Origin of the sequence: Pseudomonas sp. FEN, assembly GCF_904067045.1 — a bacterium.
In the GTDB taxonomy this organism is placed as follows: Bacteria; Pseudomonadota; Gammaproteobacteria; order Pseudomonadales; family Pseudomonadaceae; genus Aquipseudomonas.
In genome coordinates this window covers 259,033-275,039 of sequence record NZ_CAJFDC010000007.1, presented here as the reverse complement: position 1 = coordinate 275,039, position 16,007 = coordinate 259,033, and the positions used below count along the sequence as shown (strand labels likewise).

Genomic DNA, 16,007 nt, shown 5'->3' with positions numbered 1-16,007 from the left:
ACCGCGGAATCTAATGTAGGAGCCAGCTTGCTGGCGATAGCGGTCGATCAGGCGATGCAAGGCTGACACCCCATCGCCAGCAAGCTGGCTACAGGTTTCGCGGTGCTTTCAAAGTCAATCCAACGCACTCGGTCAGGCGGCCACCGCGGGCGAAGCGGCATTAACCTTAAGTTACAAAACTCTCTTTCAAATTAAGTTATACAGGCAGTAGCTGCGGATACTGGCTTTATGCCTTGCCGTGCCTGCCACTATAAAAATAATACGAAAGGGAGCATTCCAGTGAAGAGCTTGCTATATCCCGCCGTCGCCCTGATGAACCGCCTGAGCTTCGGGATGAAGTTCAGCCTGATCAGCGTGCTGTTCTTTGTGCCGATGCTGGTGACCAACTTCTACCTGGTGCGCGATTCCTATCGCGAATTCTCCGGCACCCAGATCGAGCTGCAAAGCCTCGACCTGCTCGGCGCCAGCCTGACCCTGCGAGGTGATCTGGAAACCCTGAACAACCAGGTACAGATCGACGCGGTGCTCGGTCAATCCGGCAAGGCGGGGGATCTGGAGGGCAAGATCCACGTCCTGGAGCAAAATCTCCTGGCCCGTTTGCAAGGCCTGGCGCCAGTGACGCTCGACGCGGAACAGGTCGAGGCCTTCAACGCCAAGCGCGATGAAATGATCGCTGCCTTCAAGGCCCAGCAGGCCGAAACCTCCTTGCTAAGCAAAAGCGCGCTGATCACCAAGCTGCTCGCCAAGGCGCAGATATTCAGCCAGATCGTCGCCAGTCAGGCGGGGCTCAGCCGCGATAACCAGAGCGATCTGCGGCAGTTGAGTGAGCTGGTCACCGGTGTGACACCGCAAGTGACGCAGATTCTTGGCGAAGGTCGCTCCATTGGCGCTTATTCCCTGGGCCAGGGTTTTCTCAATTCGGCGTCGAGCACGCGTTTCGACGAACTGTTGCAGCAGATCGAGAAATTACAGGCCGAGTACGCCCTGAAACTCCAGGATGCCCTGGGTACCAGTAAAAATGCCCACGCCGCCCTGGACACGCTGGCCGCCACCAGCAAGGCATCGTTGAAAAAAGGCAGCGAGTTGTTCGAAGAGCAAGTGGTCATGGCCGAAACCCTCGAGGCACCGTGGCCGGCGTTCTACGATCAGGTCAGCGCATTGATGGCGCAAACCTACCAGCTCAACGATGCGACCCTGGCCTATCTCGGCCAGGAGCTCGAACAGCGCCTGGCGCAGAATCGCCTGCACATGCTGTGGCTGGTGCTCGCGCTGGCGGCGGTGTTCTTTTCCATCGTCTACTTGTATGGCGGTTTCTACGCCTCGACCCGGACGACCCTGCGGCGCCTGGGGGAAATGATGAACAAGGTGGCGGCCGGCGACATGACGGTCAATTTCATTGCCCATAGCCGCGATGAGCTGGGCGAACTGGGGGATGTGTTCAATGGTACCGTGGCGAAAATCCATGACCTGATCGAACGGGTCGGGCAGACCGTCACTGAGGTCGAGCGCCAGGCCGGGCAGGTCGAGTCGGTGTCGGCCCGCAGCAACCAGGCGGTGGCCGGCCAGCGCAGCCAGATCGAGCAGGTGGCGACCGCCATGAACCAGATGTCGGCCACCGCCCAGGAGGTGGCCCGCAGTGCGGCGGCCGCGGTCAGCAGCGCCCACAGCGTCAACGGCGAAACCCTCAGCGGCCGTGGCCTGGTCGAATCGCAACAGAACAGCATCGCGCAATTGGCCGGCGAGATCGATCAGTCGGTACGGGTCATCAATCAACTGGCCACCGATAGCCAGTCCATCAGCCGGGTCCTGGAAGTGATCAAGAGCATCGCCGAGCAGACCAACCTGCTGGCCCTCAACGCCGCCATCGAGGCGGCCCGTGCCGGTGAACAGGGGCGGGGCTTTGCGGTGGTGGCCGATGAGGTGCGTACCCTGGCCAAGCGCACCCAGCAGTCGACCGAGGAAATCGAGCAGATGATCAGCCGACTCCACGGCGGCGTGGGCGCGGCGGTGAAAGCCATGGGCATCAGTCATGGGATGGCCAGCAGTACGGTGAGCCAGTCGGAAAAAGTCCAGCAGGCGCTGGAAAATATCCTCGGCGCGGTGGGCCTGATCGTCGATCAGAACCAGCAGATCGCCGCCGCCGTCGAGCAGCAAACCGCCGTGGCCCACGATATTGACCAGAATATCGTCGAGATCAACCGGGCTGGCGAACGGACGGCCGAGGGCGCGCACCAGACCGAAAGCGCCAGTCGCCTGCTCTCGGTGCAGGTGGTGGAGCTCAAGCAATTGATCGGCGCGTTCAGGGTCTGAAGCGGGGCTTGCCGGCGTTCAGGCCGCAACCGGCGACCAGTTAAAGAGTGCGCAAGCATTAGTCGTACTGGCGTTCGCCAGGGTTTCCGGGCTCACGCTCATCAGGCCGGCCAGGGCCGCGCAAATCGCCGGCAAGTGCTCGGGGCTGTTACGCTGGCCGGCGAACATCACCGGCGCCATGTCCGGCGAATCGGTTTCCAGCACCACGCTGTCCAGCGGCAGGTCGGCGATGACCTTGCTCAGGCGCAAGGCTTGCGGCCAGGTGCCGGCACCGCCCAGGCCCAGCTTGAAGCCCAGCTTGAGGTATTCCCTGGCTTCCTCGCGACTACCGGCGAAGGCATGGATGATGCCGCCGCGGGCCAGGCGAAAGCGCTTGAGGGTGGCAATGGTCGCCGCGTGGCTTCGGCGCACATGCAGCAGCGCCGGCAGGGCGAAGTCGGCCGCCAGTTTCAGCTGGGCTTCGAACAGCGCTTGCTGGCGTTGGCGATCCAGCTGCGGCAGAAAATAATCCAGGCCGAATTCTCCCACCGCGCACAGCTGCGGATGACCGGCGCAACGGCTCAGCCAGTCGCCCAGTTCGTTGAGGTCGGCCGGGCGATGCTCGTCCAGGTACACCGGGTGCAGGCCGAACGCGGCATACAGCCACGGATCGCTTTGCGTCAGGTCCCAGAGCCGCTGCCAATTCTTCTGATAAACCCCCAGCACCACCATCCGTCCGACACCCAGGGCACGGCTGCGTTCGAGGACCGCGTGGCGATCGGCGTCGAAATCGACAAAGTCGAGGTGGGTGTGGGTGTCGATCAGCTCCACCTTCAGGCCTCGTGGATTCGCTGCTTGAAGGTCCGGGCAATCGCCTGGACGCCCGGCTGGTAATCCTTTTCCTCGATGGCGGCCAGGGCCAGTTCCAGGGCCTTTTCGGCAATCAGTCGATGCTGTTGGGCCATGGCGTTGACCGGCAAGGGCAGGAAGTCCAGCAGTTGAGTATCGCCGAAGGTGCCCAGGCGCAGGGGCTGCGGTTGCAGCGGGTGATCGTGCAGGGCATCGAACACGCCTTGCAACAGGACGTAGGAGGTGGTGACCAGGGCATCCGGCAGATGGCCGAGGCGCTTGACCAGGTCGTCCATCAACTGGCGCCCGCATTCGCGGCTGAACGCCTCGCCATGTTCAATCAGGACCTCGCCCTTGAAGCCCTTCAAGGCCTCCTGGAAACCGGCGGCGCGCTGGCGGCTGATGCTCAACTCGGAGCGGGCGCCGATCAGGGCGATATGCCGTGGCAAGGGTTGCAGCAGGCTGCGGGTCAGTTGCAGGCTGGCCTGACGGTCATCACTGACCACCGAGCAAAAGTGCGCCGGTTCCATTTCCCGGTCGATGGCAATCACCGGTATACCCCGCGCTTGCAACTGGCGATAGCTGTCATCATCGGCTGGCAGGCAACTGGCGACAAACAGCGCATCGCAGCGCCGCGCGCGGAACAGTTGCAGCAATTGCCGCTCGCTGTCGGGAGCGTCGTCGGAGCTGGCGATCAGCAACTGATAGCCACGGGCGCGGGCACCTTGCTCCAGCAGCTTGGCAATGCGCGCGTAACTGGGGTTTTCCAGGTCCGGCAGAATGAACCCCAGGGTGCGCGTATTCCGACTGCGCAGCCCGGCGGCCTGCGGGTTGGGCGTGAAGCCATGCTGTTCGACCACGGCCCGCACCCGTTCCACGGTGCTGCTGCTGATACGTTGTTGCTCGGCCTTGCCGTTGATCACGTAGCTGGCGGTGGTAACCGACACACCGGCCAGTTGGGCGATATCACTGAGTTTCAAGCGGGGAATTCCTTATTTTGTTGCGGATCATGTCCGCATTTTCGCTGATCGTATCCTATTCCAGCAGCCGACCTTCGTCGTCCTGTTGTCAAAAGACGACGGAATTTCAGTCGTGGGGTCTACGCAATCCCGATGTGGAAGACTTGAGATCTTCGAATGCCGCGTCGACGCCTGGTTTACCCTTGTGTTTTGCCGGTGCTGCGGGGCTTCAATGGCGGACGATAATCGAGTAACGTGTCGAACACTCTAGATTAAACGTTTCAGCAGGCGTATTTTTGCGATATTCGGCCCGTGTCACGGTCCTGCCGAAAGACCGTTGCACATTGTTCGGGCCATCCGCCTAAGCTGATTCATTCAAAACAATACCTAGCGTCCAGCTGACGCTGAATAGGAGAAAGGCATGCTCGAGCTCACCGTAGAGCAGATTTCCATGGGCCAGTCGGCCGTGGACAAGTCTGCGGCCCTGCAACTGCTCGCGAACAAACTGGTGGCCGATGGCCTGGTGGCCGAGGGTTACCTGGCGGGTTTGCAGGCTCGTGAAACTCAGGGCTCGACCTTTCTCGGCCAAGGCATTGCGATTCCCCACGGTACGCCGGAAACCCGCGACCAGGTGTTCGCCACCGGGGTGCGCCTGCTGCAGTTTCCCGAGGGCGTGGACTGGGGCGACGGCCAGATCGTCTACCTGGCCATCGGTATCGCGGCACGTTCCGACGAACACTTGCGCCTGCTGCAACTGCTGACCCGGGCCCTTGGCGAAACCGATCTGGGCCAGGCCCTGCGTCGTGCCAGTTCCGCCGAAGCGCTGTTGAAGCTGCTGCAGGGCGCGCCGCAGGAGCTGGCGCTGGATGCACAGATGATCGGCCTGGGCGTGGCCGCTGAAGATTTCGAGGAACTGGTCTGGCGCGGCGCGCGTCTGTTGCGTCAGGCCGATTGCGTCAGCAATGGTTTCGCCGCCGTGTTGCAGCAGGTTGAAGCCTTGCCCTTGGGCGACGGCTTGTGGTGGCTGCACAGTGAGCAGACGGTCAAGCGTCCGGGCCTGGCCTTCGTCACCCCGAACAAACCGATTCGCTATCTCGGCCAGCCCCTCAGCGGTCTGTTCTGCCTGGCCAGTCTCGGCGAAGCCCACCAGGCCCTGCTCGAACGCCTGTGCGCGCTGCTGATCGAAGGCCGTGGCCAGGAGCTGGGGCGTGCCACCAGCAGTCGCGCGGTGCTTGAAGTCCTTGGCGGTGAGCTGCCGGCCGATTGGCCGAGCGCGCGCATCGCCTTGGCCAATGCCCATGGTTTGCATGCCCGGCCGGCGAAAATCCTGGCGCAGTTGGCGAAAAATTTCGACGGCGATATTCGCGTGCGTATCGTCGATGGCGCGGGCGGCGCGGTGTCGGTGAAAAGCCTGAGCAAGTTGCTCAGCCTCGGCGCGCGGCGTGCCCAGGTACTCGAATTCATTGCTGAACCGAGCATCGCCGCGGATGCCTTGCCCGCGCTCCTGGCGGCGGTGGCGGAGGGGCTCGGCGAGGAAATCGAGCCGTTGCCGGCGGTCAGCGCCGCGGCCCCGGTGGTGGCGGAAGTGCTGGTGCCGTTGCTTGCCCCGAGTGCCGGCAGCCAGCTCCAGGCCATCGCCGCCGCGCCGGGGATCGCTATCGGCCCGGCGCATGTCCAGGTGCTGGCACAGTTCGATTACCCGCTGCGCGGTGAGTCGGCGCTGGTCGAGCGCCAGCGCTTGCAACAGGCCCTGGATCTGGTGCGCCAGGATATCGAAGGCCTGATCCAGCGCAGCAAGGCCAAGGCGATCCGGGAAATCTTCATCACCCACCAGGAAATGCTCGACGATCCGGAGCTGAGTGATGACGTCGAAGCCCGTCTCAAGCAGGGCGAAAGCGCCGAGGCCGGCTGGATGGCGGTGATCGAGGCGGCGGCCCGACAGCAGGAGGCGTTGCAGGATGCCTTGCTGGCCGAGCGCGCGGCGGATCTGCGGGATGTCGGCCGGCGCGTGCTGGCGCAACTGTGCGGCGTCGAAACCCTGGCCGAACCCGATCAGCCTTATGTGCTGGTGATGGATGAAGTCGGTCCTTCGGACGTGGCGCGGCTGGATCCGGCGCGGGTCGCCGGGATTCTCACCGCGCGCGGCGGGGCCACGGCCCACAGTGCGATCGTGGCGCGGGCCCTGGGTATTCCGGCCCTGGTCGGGGCTGGCGAGGCGGTGTTGCTGCTGGCCCCTGGCACTTCCTTGCTGATCGACGGGCAGCGCGGTCGCCTGCATGTGTCGCCGGATGCGGCGACCTTGCAGCGTGCCCGGCAGGAACGTGACACCCGCGAACAGCGTCTGCGCCTGGCCTCGGAGCAACGTCACGAATTGGCGCTGACCCGCGATGGTCACGCAGTTGAAGTCTTCGCCAATATCGGCGAAAGCGCCGGCGTCGCCAGCGCGGTGGAGCAGGGCGCCGAGGGCATTGGCCTGCTGCGCACCGAACTGATCTTCATGGCTCATCAACAGGCACCGGACGAGGCGACCCAGGAAGCCGAATACCGTCGCGTGTTCGATGGCTTGGCGGGGCGTCCGCTGGTGGTGCGGACCCTCGATGTGGGCGGCGACAAACCGCTGCCTTACTGGCCGATCGCCAAGGAGGAAAACCCCTTCCTCGGTGTCCGCGGCATTCGCCTGACCCTGCAACGCCCGCAGATCATGGAAGGGCAGTTGCGCGCCTTGCTTCGTGCCGCCGACAACCGTCCATTGCGGATCATGTTCCCGATGGTCGGCAGCGTCGCCGAGTGGCGCCAGGCCCGTGACATGACCGAGCGTCTGCGCCAGGAAATCCCGGTGGCCGACCTGCAACTGGGGATCATGATCGAGGTGCCTTCGGCGGCGCTGCTGGCACCGGTGCTGGCCAAGGAAGTGGATTTCTTCAGCGTTGGCACCAACGACCTGACCCAATACACCCTGGCCATCGACCGTGGTCATCCGACTCTTTCGGCCCAGGCCGATGGCCTGCACCCGGCGGTGCTGCAACTGATCGATATCACGGTGCGCGCGGCCCATGCCCATGGCAAATGGGTCGGCGTGTGCGGCGAGTTGGCGGCGGACCCCTTGGCGGTGCCGGTGCTGGTGGGGTTGGGCGTGGATGAATTGAGCGTTTCGGCGCGCAGCATTCCCGAGGTCAAGGCGCGGGTGCGCGAGCTGAATCTGCCCCAGGCACAAGCGCTGGCCCAGGCTGCCTTGGTGGTGGGCAGCGGCGATGAAGTGCGTGCCCTCGTGGAGGCTTTGTAATGGCGCGGATCCTGACCCTGACCCTGAACCCGGCGCTGGACCTGACCGTGCAGTTGGCGCGGCTGGAGCCGGGCCAGGTCAACCGTAGCGAAGCGATGCACACTCACGCCGCCGGCAAAGGCCTGAATGTGGCCCAGGTGCTGGCTGACCTGGGGCATCAACTGACCGTGGGCGGCTTTCTCGGCGACAGCAATCCGCAAGCGTTCGAGGCACTGATGGCGCGGCGTGGCTTTGTCGATGCCTTTGTCCGGGTGCCGGGGGAAACCCGCAGCAATATCAAGCTGGCCGAGCATGATGGGCGGATCACCGATGTCAATGGCCCGGGGCCCCTGGTCAGCGAACAGGCGCGGCAAGCCCTGCTGGACAAACTCGAGCTGATCGCCCCGGGACACGACGCCGTGGTAGTGGCCGGCAGCCTGCCGCAAGGGGTGAGTTGCGAGTGGTTGCAAGCGCTGCTGCTGCGCTTGAAACACCTCGGTCTGAAAGTCGCCCTGGATACCAGCGGCGAGGCGTTGCGTGCGGGTCTCGTGGCGGCGCCCTGGCTGATCAAACCCAACGGCGAGGAGCTCGCCGAGGCCTTGCAGATGCCCGCGAGCGCCTTGCGCGACCAAGCCGAAATCGCCGCGCGGCTGCATGCCCAGGGGATCGAGCACGTGGTGATTTCCCATGGTGCCGAAGGGGTGAACTGGTTTTCCAGCGCGTTGTCTTTGCAGGCCTTGCCGCCGAAAGTGAAAGTCGCCAGCACGGTTGGCGCCGGCGATTCGCTGTTGGCGGGCATGCTGCACGGGCTGCTCAGCGGGCACTCCGCCGAGCAGACCCTGCGCACCGCCACCGCGATTGCCGCCCAGGCGGTGACCCAGATCGGTTTCGGCATCAGCGACAGGGCGCAGTTGGCGCGGCTTGAAAGCGGCGTCCACGTGCAGGCCCTGACAGAACAAGAAGAGGGAAAGTGATGAAATTAGCCATTGTTACCGCCTGCCCGAACGGCATGGTTACCAGTGTGTTGTGTGCCCGCCTGCTTGATGCGGCGGCCCAGCGCCAGGGCTGGAGCACCAGCGTCGAGGTCCACGACGAGCAGCACCCGGAACGCCAGCTGTCGGCGGCGACGCTTGAGGCGGCCGAATGGGTATTGCTGGTCAGCAGCATGCCGGTGGACATGTCGCGGTTTATCGGCAAGCGGGTGTTTCAAAGTACCCCGTCCCAGGCCTTGCAGGATGTCGAGGCGGTGTTGCGGCGGGGGGCCGAAGAGGCCCGGGTATTTGTCGCGCCCGAACGCGCGGCCGAACCGGTTGCGGCGCTCAAGCGCGCGCCGCGGCTGGTGGCGGTGACCGCTTGTCCGACAGGCGTGGCCCACACCTTCATGGCCGCCGAAGCCTTGCAGCAGTCGGCCAAGCGCCTGGGCTATGAGTTGCAGGTGGAAACCCAGGGCTCCGTTGGCGCCCGCAACCCGCTGAGCACGGAAGCGATTGCCGAGGCCGATGTCGTGTTGCTGGCGGCGGATATCGAAGTGGCCACCGAGCGTTTCGCCGGCAAGAAAATCTACCGTTGCGGTACCGGTATCGCCTTGAAGCAACCGGACGCGACCCTCAACAAGGCCCTGGCCGAAGGACGGCCGGAGCAGGCCATGGCAGGCAATGCCGGGGCCCCGGCCAAGCAGGAAAAAACCGGTGTCTACAAACACCTGCTGACCGGTGTTTCGTTCATGTTGCCGATGGTGGTGGCGGGCGGTCTGATGATCGCGTTGTCGTTCGTTTTTGGCATCACCGCCTTCAAGGAGCCGGGCACACTGGCGGCGGCCTTGATGCAGATCGGCGGTGAAAGCGCGTTCAAGTTGATGGTGCCATTGCTGGCCGGCTACATCGCCTACTCGATTGCCGACCGTCCGGGCCTGGCGCCGGGGATGATCGGCGGCCTGTTGGCGAGCACCCTGGGGGCGGGTTTTATCGGCGGGATCGTCGCCGGTTTTCTCGCCGGCTACAGCGCCAAGGCGATCAATCGTTATGCGCGGCTACCCAGCAGTCTTGAAGCCTTGAAGCCGATCCTGATCATTCCATTGCTGGCCAGCCTGTTCACTGGCCTGGTGATGATCTACGTGGTGGGCAAACCAGTGGCGGGGATGCTCGAAGGGCTGACGCATTTCCTCGACAGCATGGGCACCACCAACGCCATTCTGCTTGGGGTGCTGCTGGGCGGGATGATGTGCGTCGACCTCGGTGGGCCGATCAACAAGGCGGCTTATGCGTTCTCGGTTGGCCTGCTGGCATCGCAGAGTTATGCGCCGATGGCGGCGACCATGGCGGCGGGCATGGTGCCACCGATCGGCCTGGGCATCGCCACGCTGATTGCGCGGCACAAGTTTGCCCAGAGTGAGCGCGAGGCGGGCAAGGCGGCGTTCGTGCTGGGGCTGTGCTTTATCTCCGAAGGCGCGATTCCGTTTGCGGCCAAGGACCCGTTGCGGGTGATTCCGGCGAGTATTGCTGGCGGTGCGCTGACAGGGGCCTTGTCGATGTATTTCGGCTGCAAGCTGATGGCGCCTCACGGTGGCTTGTTCGTGATGCTGATCCCGAATGCGATCAATCACACGTTGCTGTATCTGCTGGCGATTGTTGCAGGCAGCTTGCTGACGGCGCTGGCTTATGCGTTGCTCAAGCGGCCGGAGGTCGTCGAGTTGACGGCGGAGCCGGCGCGGGCGTAATTGTGTTCGGCTTCAGATGTTGTGGCGACTGTTACGCCGCCTTCGCGGCGCTGCGGCGATCCGACAAGCCCTGCTCCTACAGTACGTGGTCGAACGCAATCCTTACGTACGACACAAAACCTGTAGGAACCTGGCTTGCCAGCGAAGGCGTCGGTTCTGACGATGACGGATCACTCGATGTGTCGGGCGGGCCTCAGTACACATCCCGTCGATAGCGCCCTTGCTCGATCAATTGCTCGACGGCCTTGGTCCCGAGCAGTTCCTGCAGCACCCGCTCAACTCCCGCCGCCATCCCCCGCAAGCTACCGCAGACATAGATCGCCGCCCCTTTCGCCAGCCATTGGCGCAGTTCATCCGAGGCTTCGCGCAGACGATCCTGGACATAGATTTTTTCCGCTTGGTCGCGGGAAAACGCCAGGTCCAGGCGCGCCAGGTCACCGCTGGCGAGCCAGCCGCGCAATTCGTCGGCGCAGTGGAAGTCGTGAGCGATATTGCGCTCGCCGAACAACAACCAGTTATCGCGCTGACCATCGGCAATACGCGCCTTGAGCAAGCTGCGCAATCCCGCCAGGCCGGTGCCGTTGCCCAACAGAATCAGCGGGCACGGCGTTGCCGGTAGATGAAAACCACTGTTGCGTCGCAACCGCAGGCTGATGCCGCCAGCCGGTGGCGCATGCTCGGTCAGCCACCCCGAACCCAGGCCCAGGCTGCCATCGGCATACCGCTCCTGGCGCACGAGCAGTTCCAGTTGCCCATCGCTCTCAATCGACGCGATGGAGTATTCGCGCGGGCCCAGCGGTACCAGTGCGTCCACCAACGCCTGGGCATGCAGGCCGAGCAGGTGGGCCCGACTCTCCGGCAACTGGCGTGCGCCCAGGGCCTGGGCGAGGCTTTCCGACAAGCCGTCGACGTGCACCGGGCTGTCGGCCTCAAGCCCGAGTCCGGCGAGGAAACGCCGCACCGCCAGGGGGCTCTGGCGTGGCAACATTTCCACCAGGTCGCCGGCTTGCCAGGAGAGGGGCGTGGGGGGCGTCAGGCCCAGCAGGTAGACAGCGGAACCGCTGCTACCCGGATTGAGTAGCTCGCGCCGGTGCAAGGTCCAGTGAGTGAAACTCGATGCCTGCGAGGTCTTCAGGGGCGCGCCGCCGGTCAGTTGGTTGAGCTGCTGTTGCCAGTAGCGCAGGGCGTAGGGATCGCCGTTGTCGACTTCGATCGGGGCGAACAGGGGGCTGCCGCCGCGTTCTTCCAGCCATTGATGCAGGCGTCGGGCGAAACCGCAGAAGTGCTGGTATTGCCGGTCGCCGAGGGCCAGCACCGAATAGTTCAAGGCGCCGAGAGACAGCGGCTGGCCGAGTATCCTGCGTTCGAACCCGCGTGCGCTGTCCGGCGCTTCGCCGTCGCCGAAAGTGCTGATGACGAACAACGCCTGGGCTGATTCGCGCAAGTCCCGCGCCTTGATCTCGGCCAGGGGGCGGACCTGTACCGGTAAGCCGGCCGCCTGCAACTGACTGGCGCTCTGCCAGGCCAACTGTTCGGCGAAACCGCTTTGGCTGGCGAAGCCGATCAGCCAGGCCGGTCTGTCGTCGTGCTGCGCTTGCAGGTCCTGGCGGGCCCGCGTGACCTGGCGTTGCTTGCGCCGTCGATCCAGGTACAGCAGCCAGCCGGTAACGAAAAACAGCGGCATGCTCAGGCTCGACAGTGTCAGCAGGATCCGGCCGCTGATCCCGAAGTAGCTGCCGACGTGCAGCGCGTAGACGCTGGTCAGCAGTTGCGCCTTGAAGCTTTGGTCGGCGTAGCGCAAATGGTCGCGGATGGCGCCGCTGAGCGGGTCCAGGTTGATCTGGTTGAGGGCGCGCTCATGGGGCGAATCCTTGAGCAGGTAGTAGACCGTCGCCGGTTGTCCGGCGACCTGTGGCAGGCGAATATTGTAGGCGCTGAGGTCGGGGCCGGCGGCGCGCTGGATACTGGCCCAGATGGCCGCGTAGTCGGCGCCGGGGGCCGGGCCGCTGGGGGGTGGTGGCTGGCGCGGTCCGGCGCGGCGTTGTTGCAGCGGTGAGTCGGCCAGCAGTTTGTTCAGGCCGTTGTTGTACCACTCATAGGACCAGGACAGGCCGGTCAGCGCCGATAGCAGGTAGAGCAGCAGGCACCAGGTGCCGGCGACCGCGTGCAGGTTCCAGTTGAAGGCGCGACCTCGTTTCGCCCAGTCGAAGGTCAGCCAGACCCGCCAGTTCAGGGCTTGGCGCGGCCAGCGCAGATAGAGTCCGGAGAGGCAGAAGAACACCAGCATCAGCGTGCACGCGCCGGTGATCTGCCGGCCGCTATCGCCCAGGGCGAGGAAACGGTGCAGTTGCAGCATCAGGCCGAAGAATGCCTGGCCCCGCGCATCACCCTGGTAGTCCGCGGTGTAGGGGTCGAAGTAGCGCATCTGCCCACGACGTTCACCGGGCGGGGCCGTGAAAGCGACCCGCGCGGCGCTGTCGCCGTGGGGTTCGACCCAGAGCATGGCGACGCTCTTGCCTTCGCGAGCTTCGAGTCGGCGCACCAGTTCGGCCGGCGGCAGGGCCTCGCCATGTGCCGGCACCTCGAGTTGCAGGACGCTGGGATTGAGCAGGCGCAACAGCTCGTCCTGGAAGGACACCGCGGCACCGGTGATCCCCATGAAGGCCAGCACCAGCCCGGCGGTAATGCCGAACAACCAGTGCAGTTGGAACAGTGTTTTCTTCAACACGGCGACCGCCTTGCTCTATTAAAGTGATTCTTGCGCCGCGTATTAAAAGTGGAAGCTGGTGGTGAACAACGCGGTACGTCCCGCTGCCTGATTGGCGAAGTGGGCGGAGTAGGCCTTGTCGTAATAAGTTTCGTTGGTCAGGTTCTGGACGTTCAATTGCAGGTCGACGTTCCGCGTCAGCTTGTAGCTGGCCATGGCGTCGTAGCGGGTGTAGGCCGGTACATAGACGGTATTGGCGCTGTCGCCGTAGACCTGGTCGACATAAAAGGCACCGCCTCCGACGGTCAACTTCGGCAGCACTTCATAAGTTGTCCACAGGCTGAAGCTGTTCTTCGGCGTATTGGGCATCTGGTTGCCCTTGTTCGAACCCGTGCTGACCACGCCGTTGCGACCGTTGAGACCCGGGTCGACCAGTTCGCTGTCCAGGTAGCTGTAGCCGGCGAACACCTGCCATTTCTCGCTGATCTTGCCGCTGGCCGACAGCTCGATGCCGTCGACACGGGACTCACCGGCGTTCTGATAGGTGAGCTGGTCCACCAGGATCCGAGTGTTCTTCTTCTCGGTACGGAAGATCGCGGCGGTCAGTGACAGGCGGTTGTGGAACACATCCCACTTGGTGCCCAGTTCATAGTTGACGGCTTCTTCCGGCTTCAGGTCGCTGCTGGCGTTGCCGGCCGTCAACGGGTTGCCCTCGGCGCCTTCACCCACCAGGGCGCCAGGTGGTGTCGCCGAGGTGGCGTAGGAGGCATAGACACTAGCGTTTTCAACCGGCTTCCAGACGAGGCCGGCCTGCCAGTTGAAGAAGTGGCTGTCGTTCTCCCGGTTGGTGGTTGCGGTCTTGGCGCGCGTTTCGAAGCTGTCGTAGCGCAGGCCCGCGTTCAACAGCCACTGCGGATCGAGCTCGATCGTGTCGAAAACGTAGGCGGCACGGGTATCGGCACTGGAGTCGGTGAAGGCGTAGTTGCGCACCGCGGTGCCGGTCCAGGGATCGTTCGGATTGGGGTTGGACAACGAAGTGCAGTACGGCGGTGCCGAGCCCGCCGGGCATTTCACCGCGCTGTTGTTCGATACGGTGTAACCGCTGTAGCGGCTTTGCTCGCGGCTGAACTCCAGGCCCGTGGAATAGTTGTTCTTCAAGCCCAGCGCATGGAACTCGCCGAACAGGTCGGTCTGGTTGGTGGTGGTCGTGGTGGTCCCGACCCGGGTGTTGGCCCGGCGCCAGACGTTACCGAATTGGTTGACGTTGTGCTGGCTGTCGTCCGGCTGGGTGAGGATGTAGTCCTGGCCGGTGTTGCCGTGGCGCAGGGTGTTCTTCAGCGTCATCGCGTCATTCAGGTCGTGCTCGATGGAGAAGGTGCTGATGTCGGCGCGGGTCTTGCGGAAGTCGCGGTCCTTCAGGCCGTAGAAGTTGCTGCTGTTGCCGCCGTCCGTCGGCTTGTCATGCACATGCACGGCATTGCCGGCCGTGGAGCTGTAGGCGTAGGGAATCCCCGAATCCGGCAGGTCGTCGCTTTGCATATGGTAGTAGCTGAGATTGACGCGGGTCGGCGTGCCCAGGCCGAAGCTCAGCGACGGCGCCACGCCCCAGCGATCGTAGTTGACCGCGTCGCGACCGGCGACGTTCTGCTCGTGGCTCATCAGGTTCAGGCGGAATGCGGCGCTGTCGAGAAACTGGCGGTTCACATCGAGGGTGTAGCGGCGGGTCTGGTCGGAGCCGTAGGTAAAGCCGCCATTGGTGAAGTCCTGCAGTTTGGGCAGTTTGCTGACCAGGTTCAGGCTGCCGCCGGCCGAGCTGCGACCGCCGAAGGCCGAATTCGGGCCCTTGCTGACTTCGATGGATTCGACATCAAAGATTTCCCGCGATTGCGCGCCGGTGTCGCGTACACCGTCGACATAGGTGTCGCCCTGGGCATCGAAGCCGCGAATGAACGGCCGATCGCCCTGTGGGTTGCCGCCTTCGCCGGCACCAAAAGTGATGCCGGGTACGGTGCGCAGCGCGTCCTGCAAGGAGGTGGCCGCGGTGTCCTTGAGCACCTGCTGCGGGACGACGGTCACCGAACGCGGGGTGTCCGTCAGCGCCGCGGTGTATTTCTGCGAGGAGGCTTTTTCCACCTGGTAGGTCGTCGAGTCCTGGGCTTCACCAGTCACGCTGGTGGCGTCCAGCGCGATGCTGTTGCGTTGGCTCTTGCCGTCAGTGTCCTCGGCCGCTTGCACCAGTTGCGTGGCCGAGGTGGCGCTGATGGCCACACCTATCGCCGAGGCGAGCAGACGTGGCGAACTGACTGGAAGATGCGGTTGCTGGCGTGACATGTGAAGTTCCCTCCCCAGGGTATCGAGGCGGAGGAATATAAAGTAAACAAGTCTCTGTATCAATTGAGAAAAATTGCTATTTGCATATATGTTGCATTTTCTACGCTTTCCCTTGTGGCTTCGCCTGCCGATTCGTCACTGCGGTGGATAAGGGTTTTACAGAACTAATAGGAATAAATATCATTAGCATCCTTTTGCTTTCAGGTACTGCCCATGCTCCTGCACATTCCCGGCTTGTTCTCCCGTGAAGAGGTGCTGCGCATCCGCCAGGCCCTGGAGCAGGCCGATTGGGCTGACGGCAAGGTGACGGCCGGCTATCAGTCGGCCAAGGCCAAGCACAACCTGCAACTGCCCGAAGGGCATCCGCTGGCGCAGGAAATCGGCGCGGCGATGCTGGAGCGCTTGTGGAAAAATCCGCAATTCATGTCGGCGGCGTTACCGCACAAGGTGTTTCCGCCGTTGCTGAACTGTTACACGGCCGGTGGCAGTTTCGATTTCCATATCGATAACGCCGTGCGTCAGCCCAAGGGCAATCCGGAACGGGTCCGTACCGACCTGTCGTCCACGCTGTTTTTCAGCGATCCGGATGACTACGAGGGCGGGGAGCTGGAGATCCAGGACACCTTCGGCAGCCGCCAGGTCAAGTTGCCCGCCGGTGACCTGGTGCTCTATCCGGGGACCAGCCTGCACAAGGTCAATGCCGTGACCCGTGGCGCCCGCTATGCCGCGTTCTTCTGGACCCAGAGCCTGGTACGTGAGGACAGCCAGCGCAGCTTGCTGTTCGACATGGACGCGGCGATCCAGAGCCTGACCCGCGATGTTCCCGAGCATCCGGCGCTGATCCAGCTCGCCGGGACCTATCACAATCTGTTGCGACGCTGGGTCGAGGTCTAG

Annotated in this window: 9 protein-coding genes and 1 pseudogene; 6 read left to right on the top strand and 4 right to left on the bottom strand. The window is 63.7% G+C overall.

All coding sequences use genetic code 11. From position 1 onward, the window contains the following. Positions 1-228: 228 nt before the first annotated feature. Positions 229-1,404, top strand: a pseudogene (locus tag PFEN_RS31365) (methyl-accepting chemotaxis protein); the annotation flags it as partial. After that, positions 1,381-2,310 carry a methyl-accepting chemotaxis protein gene (locus PFEN_RS31360; protein ID WP_412071408.1) on the top strand — a complete coding sequence of 310 codons (930 nt, stop codon included), beginning with the start codon at positions 1,381-1,383 and terminating at the stop codon, positions 2,308-2,310. The pseudogene PFEN_RS31365 and the gene PFEN_RS31360, both read left to right, overlap by 24 nt. Before the next feature lie 18 nt (positions 2,311-2,328). Here the strand turns inward: PFEN_RS31360 and PFEN_RS07085 are convergent, their stop codons facing one another. Both PFEN_RS07085 and cra read right to left on the bottom strand, forming a co-directional pair. Further along, positions 2,329-3,120, bottom strand: a complete 792-nt coding sequence (locus PFEN_RS07085; protein ID WP_191486193.1) for a TatD family hydrolase — start codon at positions 3,118-3,120, stop codon at positions 2,329-2,331. Positions 3,121-3,122: 2 nt separating this feature from the next. Continuing rightward, a complete protein-coding gene (gene cra, locus PFEN_RS07080; RefSeq protein ID WP_191486192.1) occupies positions 3,123-4,118 on the bottom strand; it encodes a catabolite repressor/activator in 996 nt (331 codons plus the stop codon). 400 nt (positions 4,119-4,518) lie between these two features. Between cra and ptsP the strand changes: the two genes are divergently transcribed. The 3 genes from ptsP to PFEN_RS07065 are packed head-to-tail and all read left to right on the top strand — an operon-like array spanning position 4,519 to position 10,075. Continuing rightward, entirely contained in the window at positions 4,519-7,380 is a 2,862-nt protein-coding gene (gene ptsP / locus PFEN_RS07075) for a phosphoenolpyruvate--protein phosphotransferase (protein WP_191486191.1), read from the top strand. Beyond that, on the top strand, positions 7,380-8,333 hold the full coding sequence (gene pfkB / locus PFEN_RS07070) for a 1-phosphofructokinase (protein WP_191486190.1): 954 nt from the start codon (positions 7,380-7,382) through the stop codon (positions 8,331-8,333). The genes ptsP and pfkB overlap by 1 nt, the downstream gene beginning before the upstream one ends. After that, a complete protein-coding gene (locus tag PFEN_RS07065; RefSeq protein ID WP_191486189.1) occupies positions 8,333-10,075 on the top strand; it encodes a PTS fructose-like transporter subunit IIB in 1,743 nt (580 codons plus the stop codon). The genes pfkB and PFEN_RS07065 overlap by 1 nt, the downstream gene beginning before the upstream one ends. Before the next feature lie 193 nt (positions 10,076-10,268). Here PFEN_RS07065 and PFEN_RS07060 read toward each other — a convergent pair whose 3' ends face one another. Together PFEN_RS07060 and PFEN_RS07055 are read right to left on the bottom strand one after the other, a co-directional pair. After that, a complete protein-coding gene (locus PFEN_RS07060) occupies positions 10,269-12,803 on the bottom strand; it encodes a PepSY domain-containing protein (protein ID WP_191486188.1) in 2,535 nt (844 codons plus the stop codon). Between the two features lie 42 nt (positions 12,804-12,845). Continuing rightward, positions 12,846-15,113 carry a TonB-dependent receptor gene (locus tag PFEN_RS07055; RefSeq protein WP_191486187.1) on the bottom strand — a complete coding sequence of 756 codons (2,268 nt, stop codon included), beginning with the start codon at positions 15,111-15,113 and terminating at the stop codon, positions 12,846-12,848. Positions 15,114-15,326: 213 nt separating this feature from the next. On the opposite strand from PFEN_RS07055, the gene PFEN_RS07050 reads away from it, so the two are divergent. Continuing rightward, positions 15,327-16,007: a Fe2+-dependent dioxygenase gene (locus PFEN_RS07050; RefSeq protein WP_191486186.1), complete on the top strand. Its 681-nt coding sequence runs from the start codon at positions 15,327-15,329 to the stop codon at positions 16,005-16,007.

Coding starts and splice junctions, on each gene's coding strand:
- PFEN_RS31360 (WP_412071408.1), top strand. CDS start 1,381: ATGACGGTCAATTTCATTGCCCATAGCCGCGATGAGCTGGGCGAACTG.
- ptsP (WP_191486191.1), top strand. CDS start 4,519: ATGCTCGAGCTCACCGTAGAGCAGATTTCCATGGGCCAGTCGGCCGTG.
- pfkB (WP_191486190.1), top strand. CDS start 7,380: ATGGCGCGGATCCTGACCCTGACCCTGAACCCGGCGCTGGACCTGACC.
- PFEN_RS07065 (WP_191486189.1), top strand. CDS start 8,333: ATGAAATTAGCCATTGTTACCGCCTGCCCGAACGGCATGGTTACCAGT.
- PFEN_RS07055 (WP_191486187.1), bottom strand. CDS start 15,113: ATGTCACGCCAGCAACCGCATCTTCCAGTCAGTTCGCCACGTCTGCTC.
- PFEN_RS07050 (WP_191486186.1), top strand. CDS start 15,327: ATGCTCCTGCACATTCCCGGCTTGTTCTCCCGTGAAGAGGTGCTGCGC.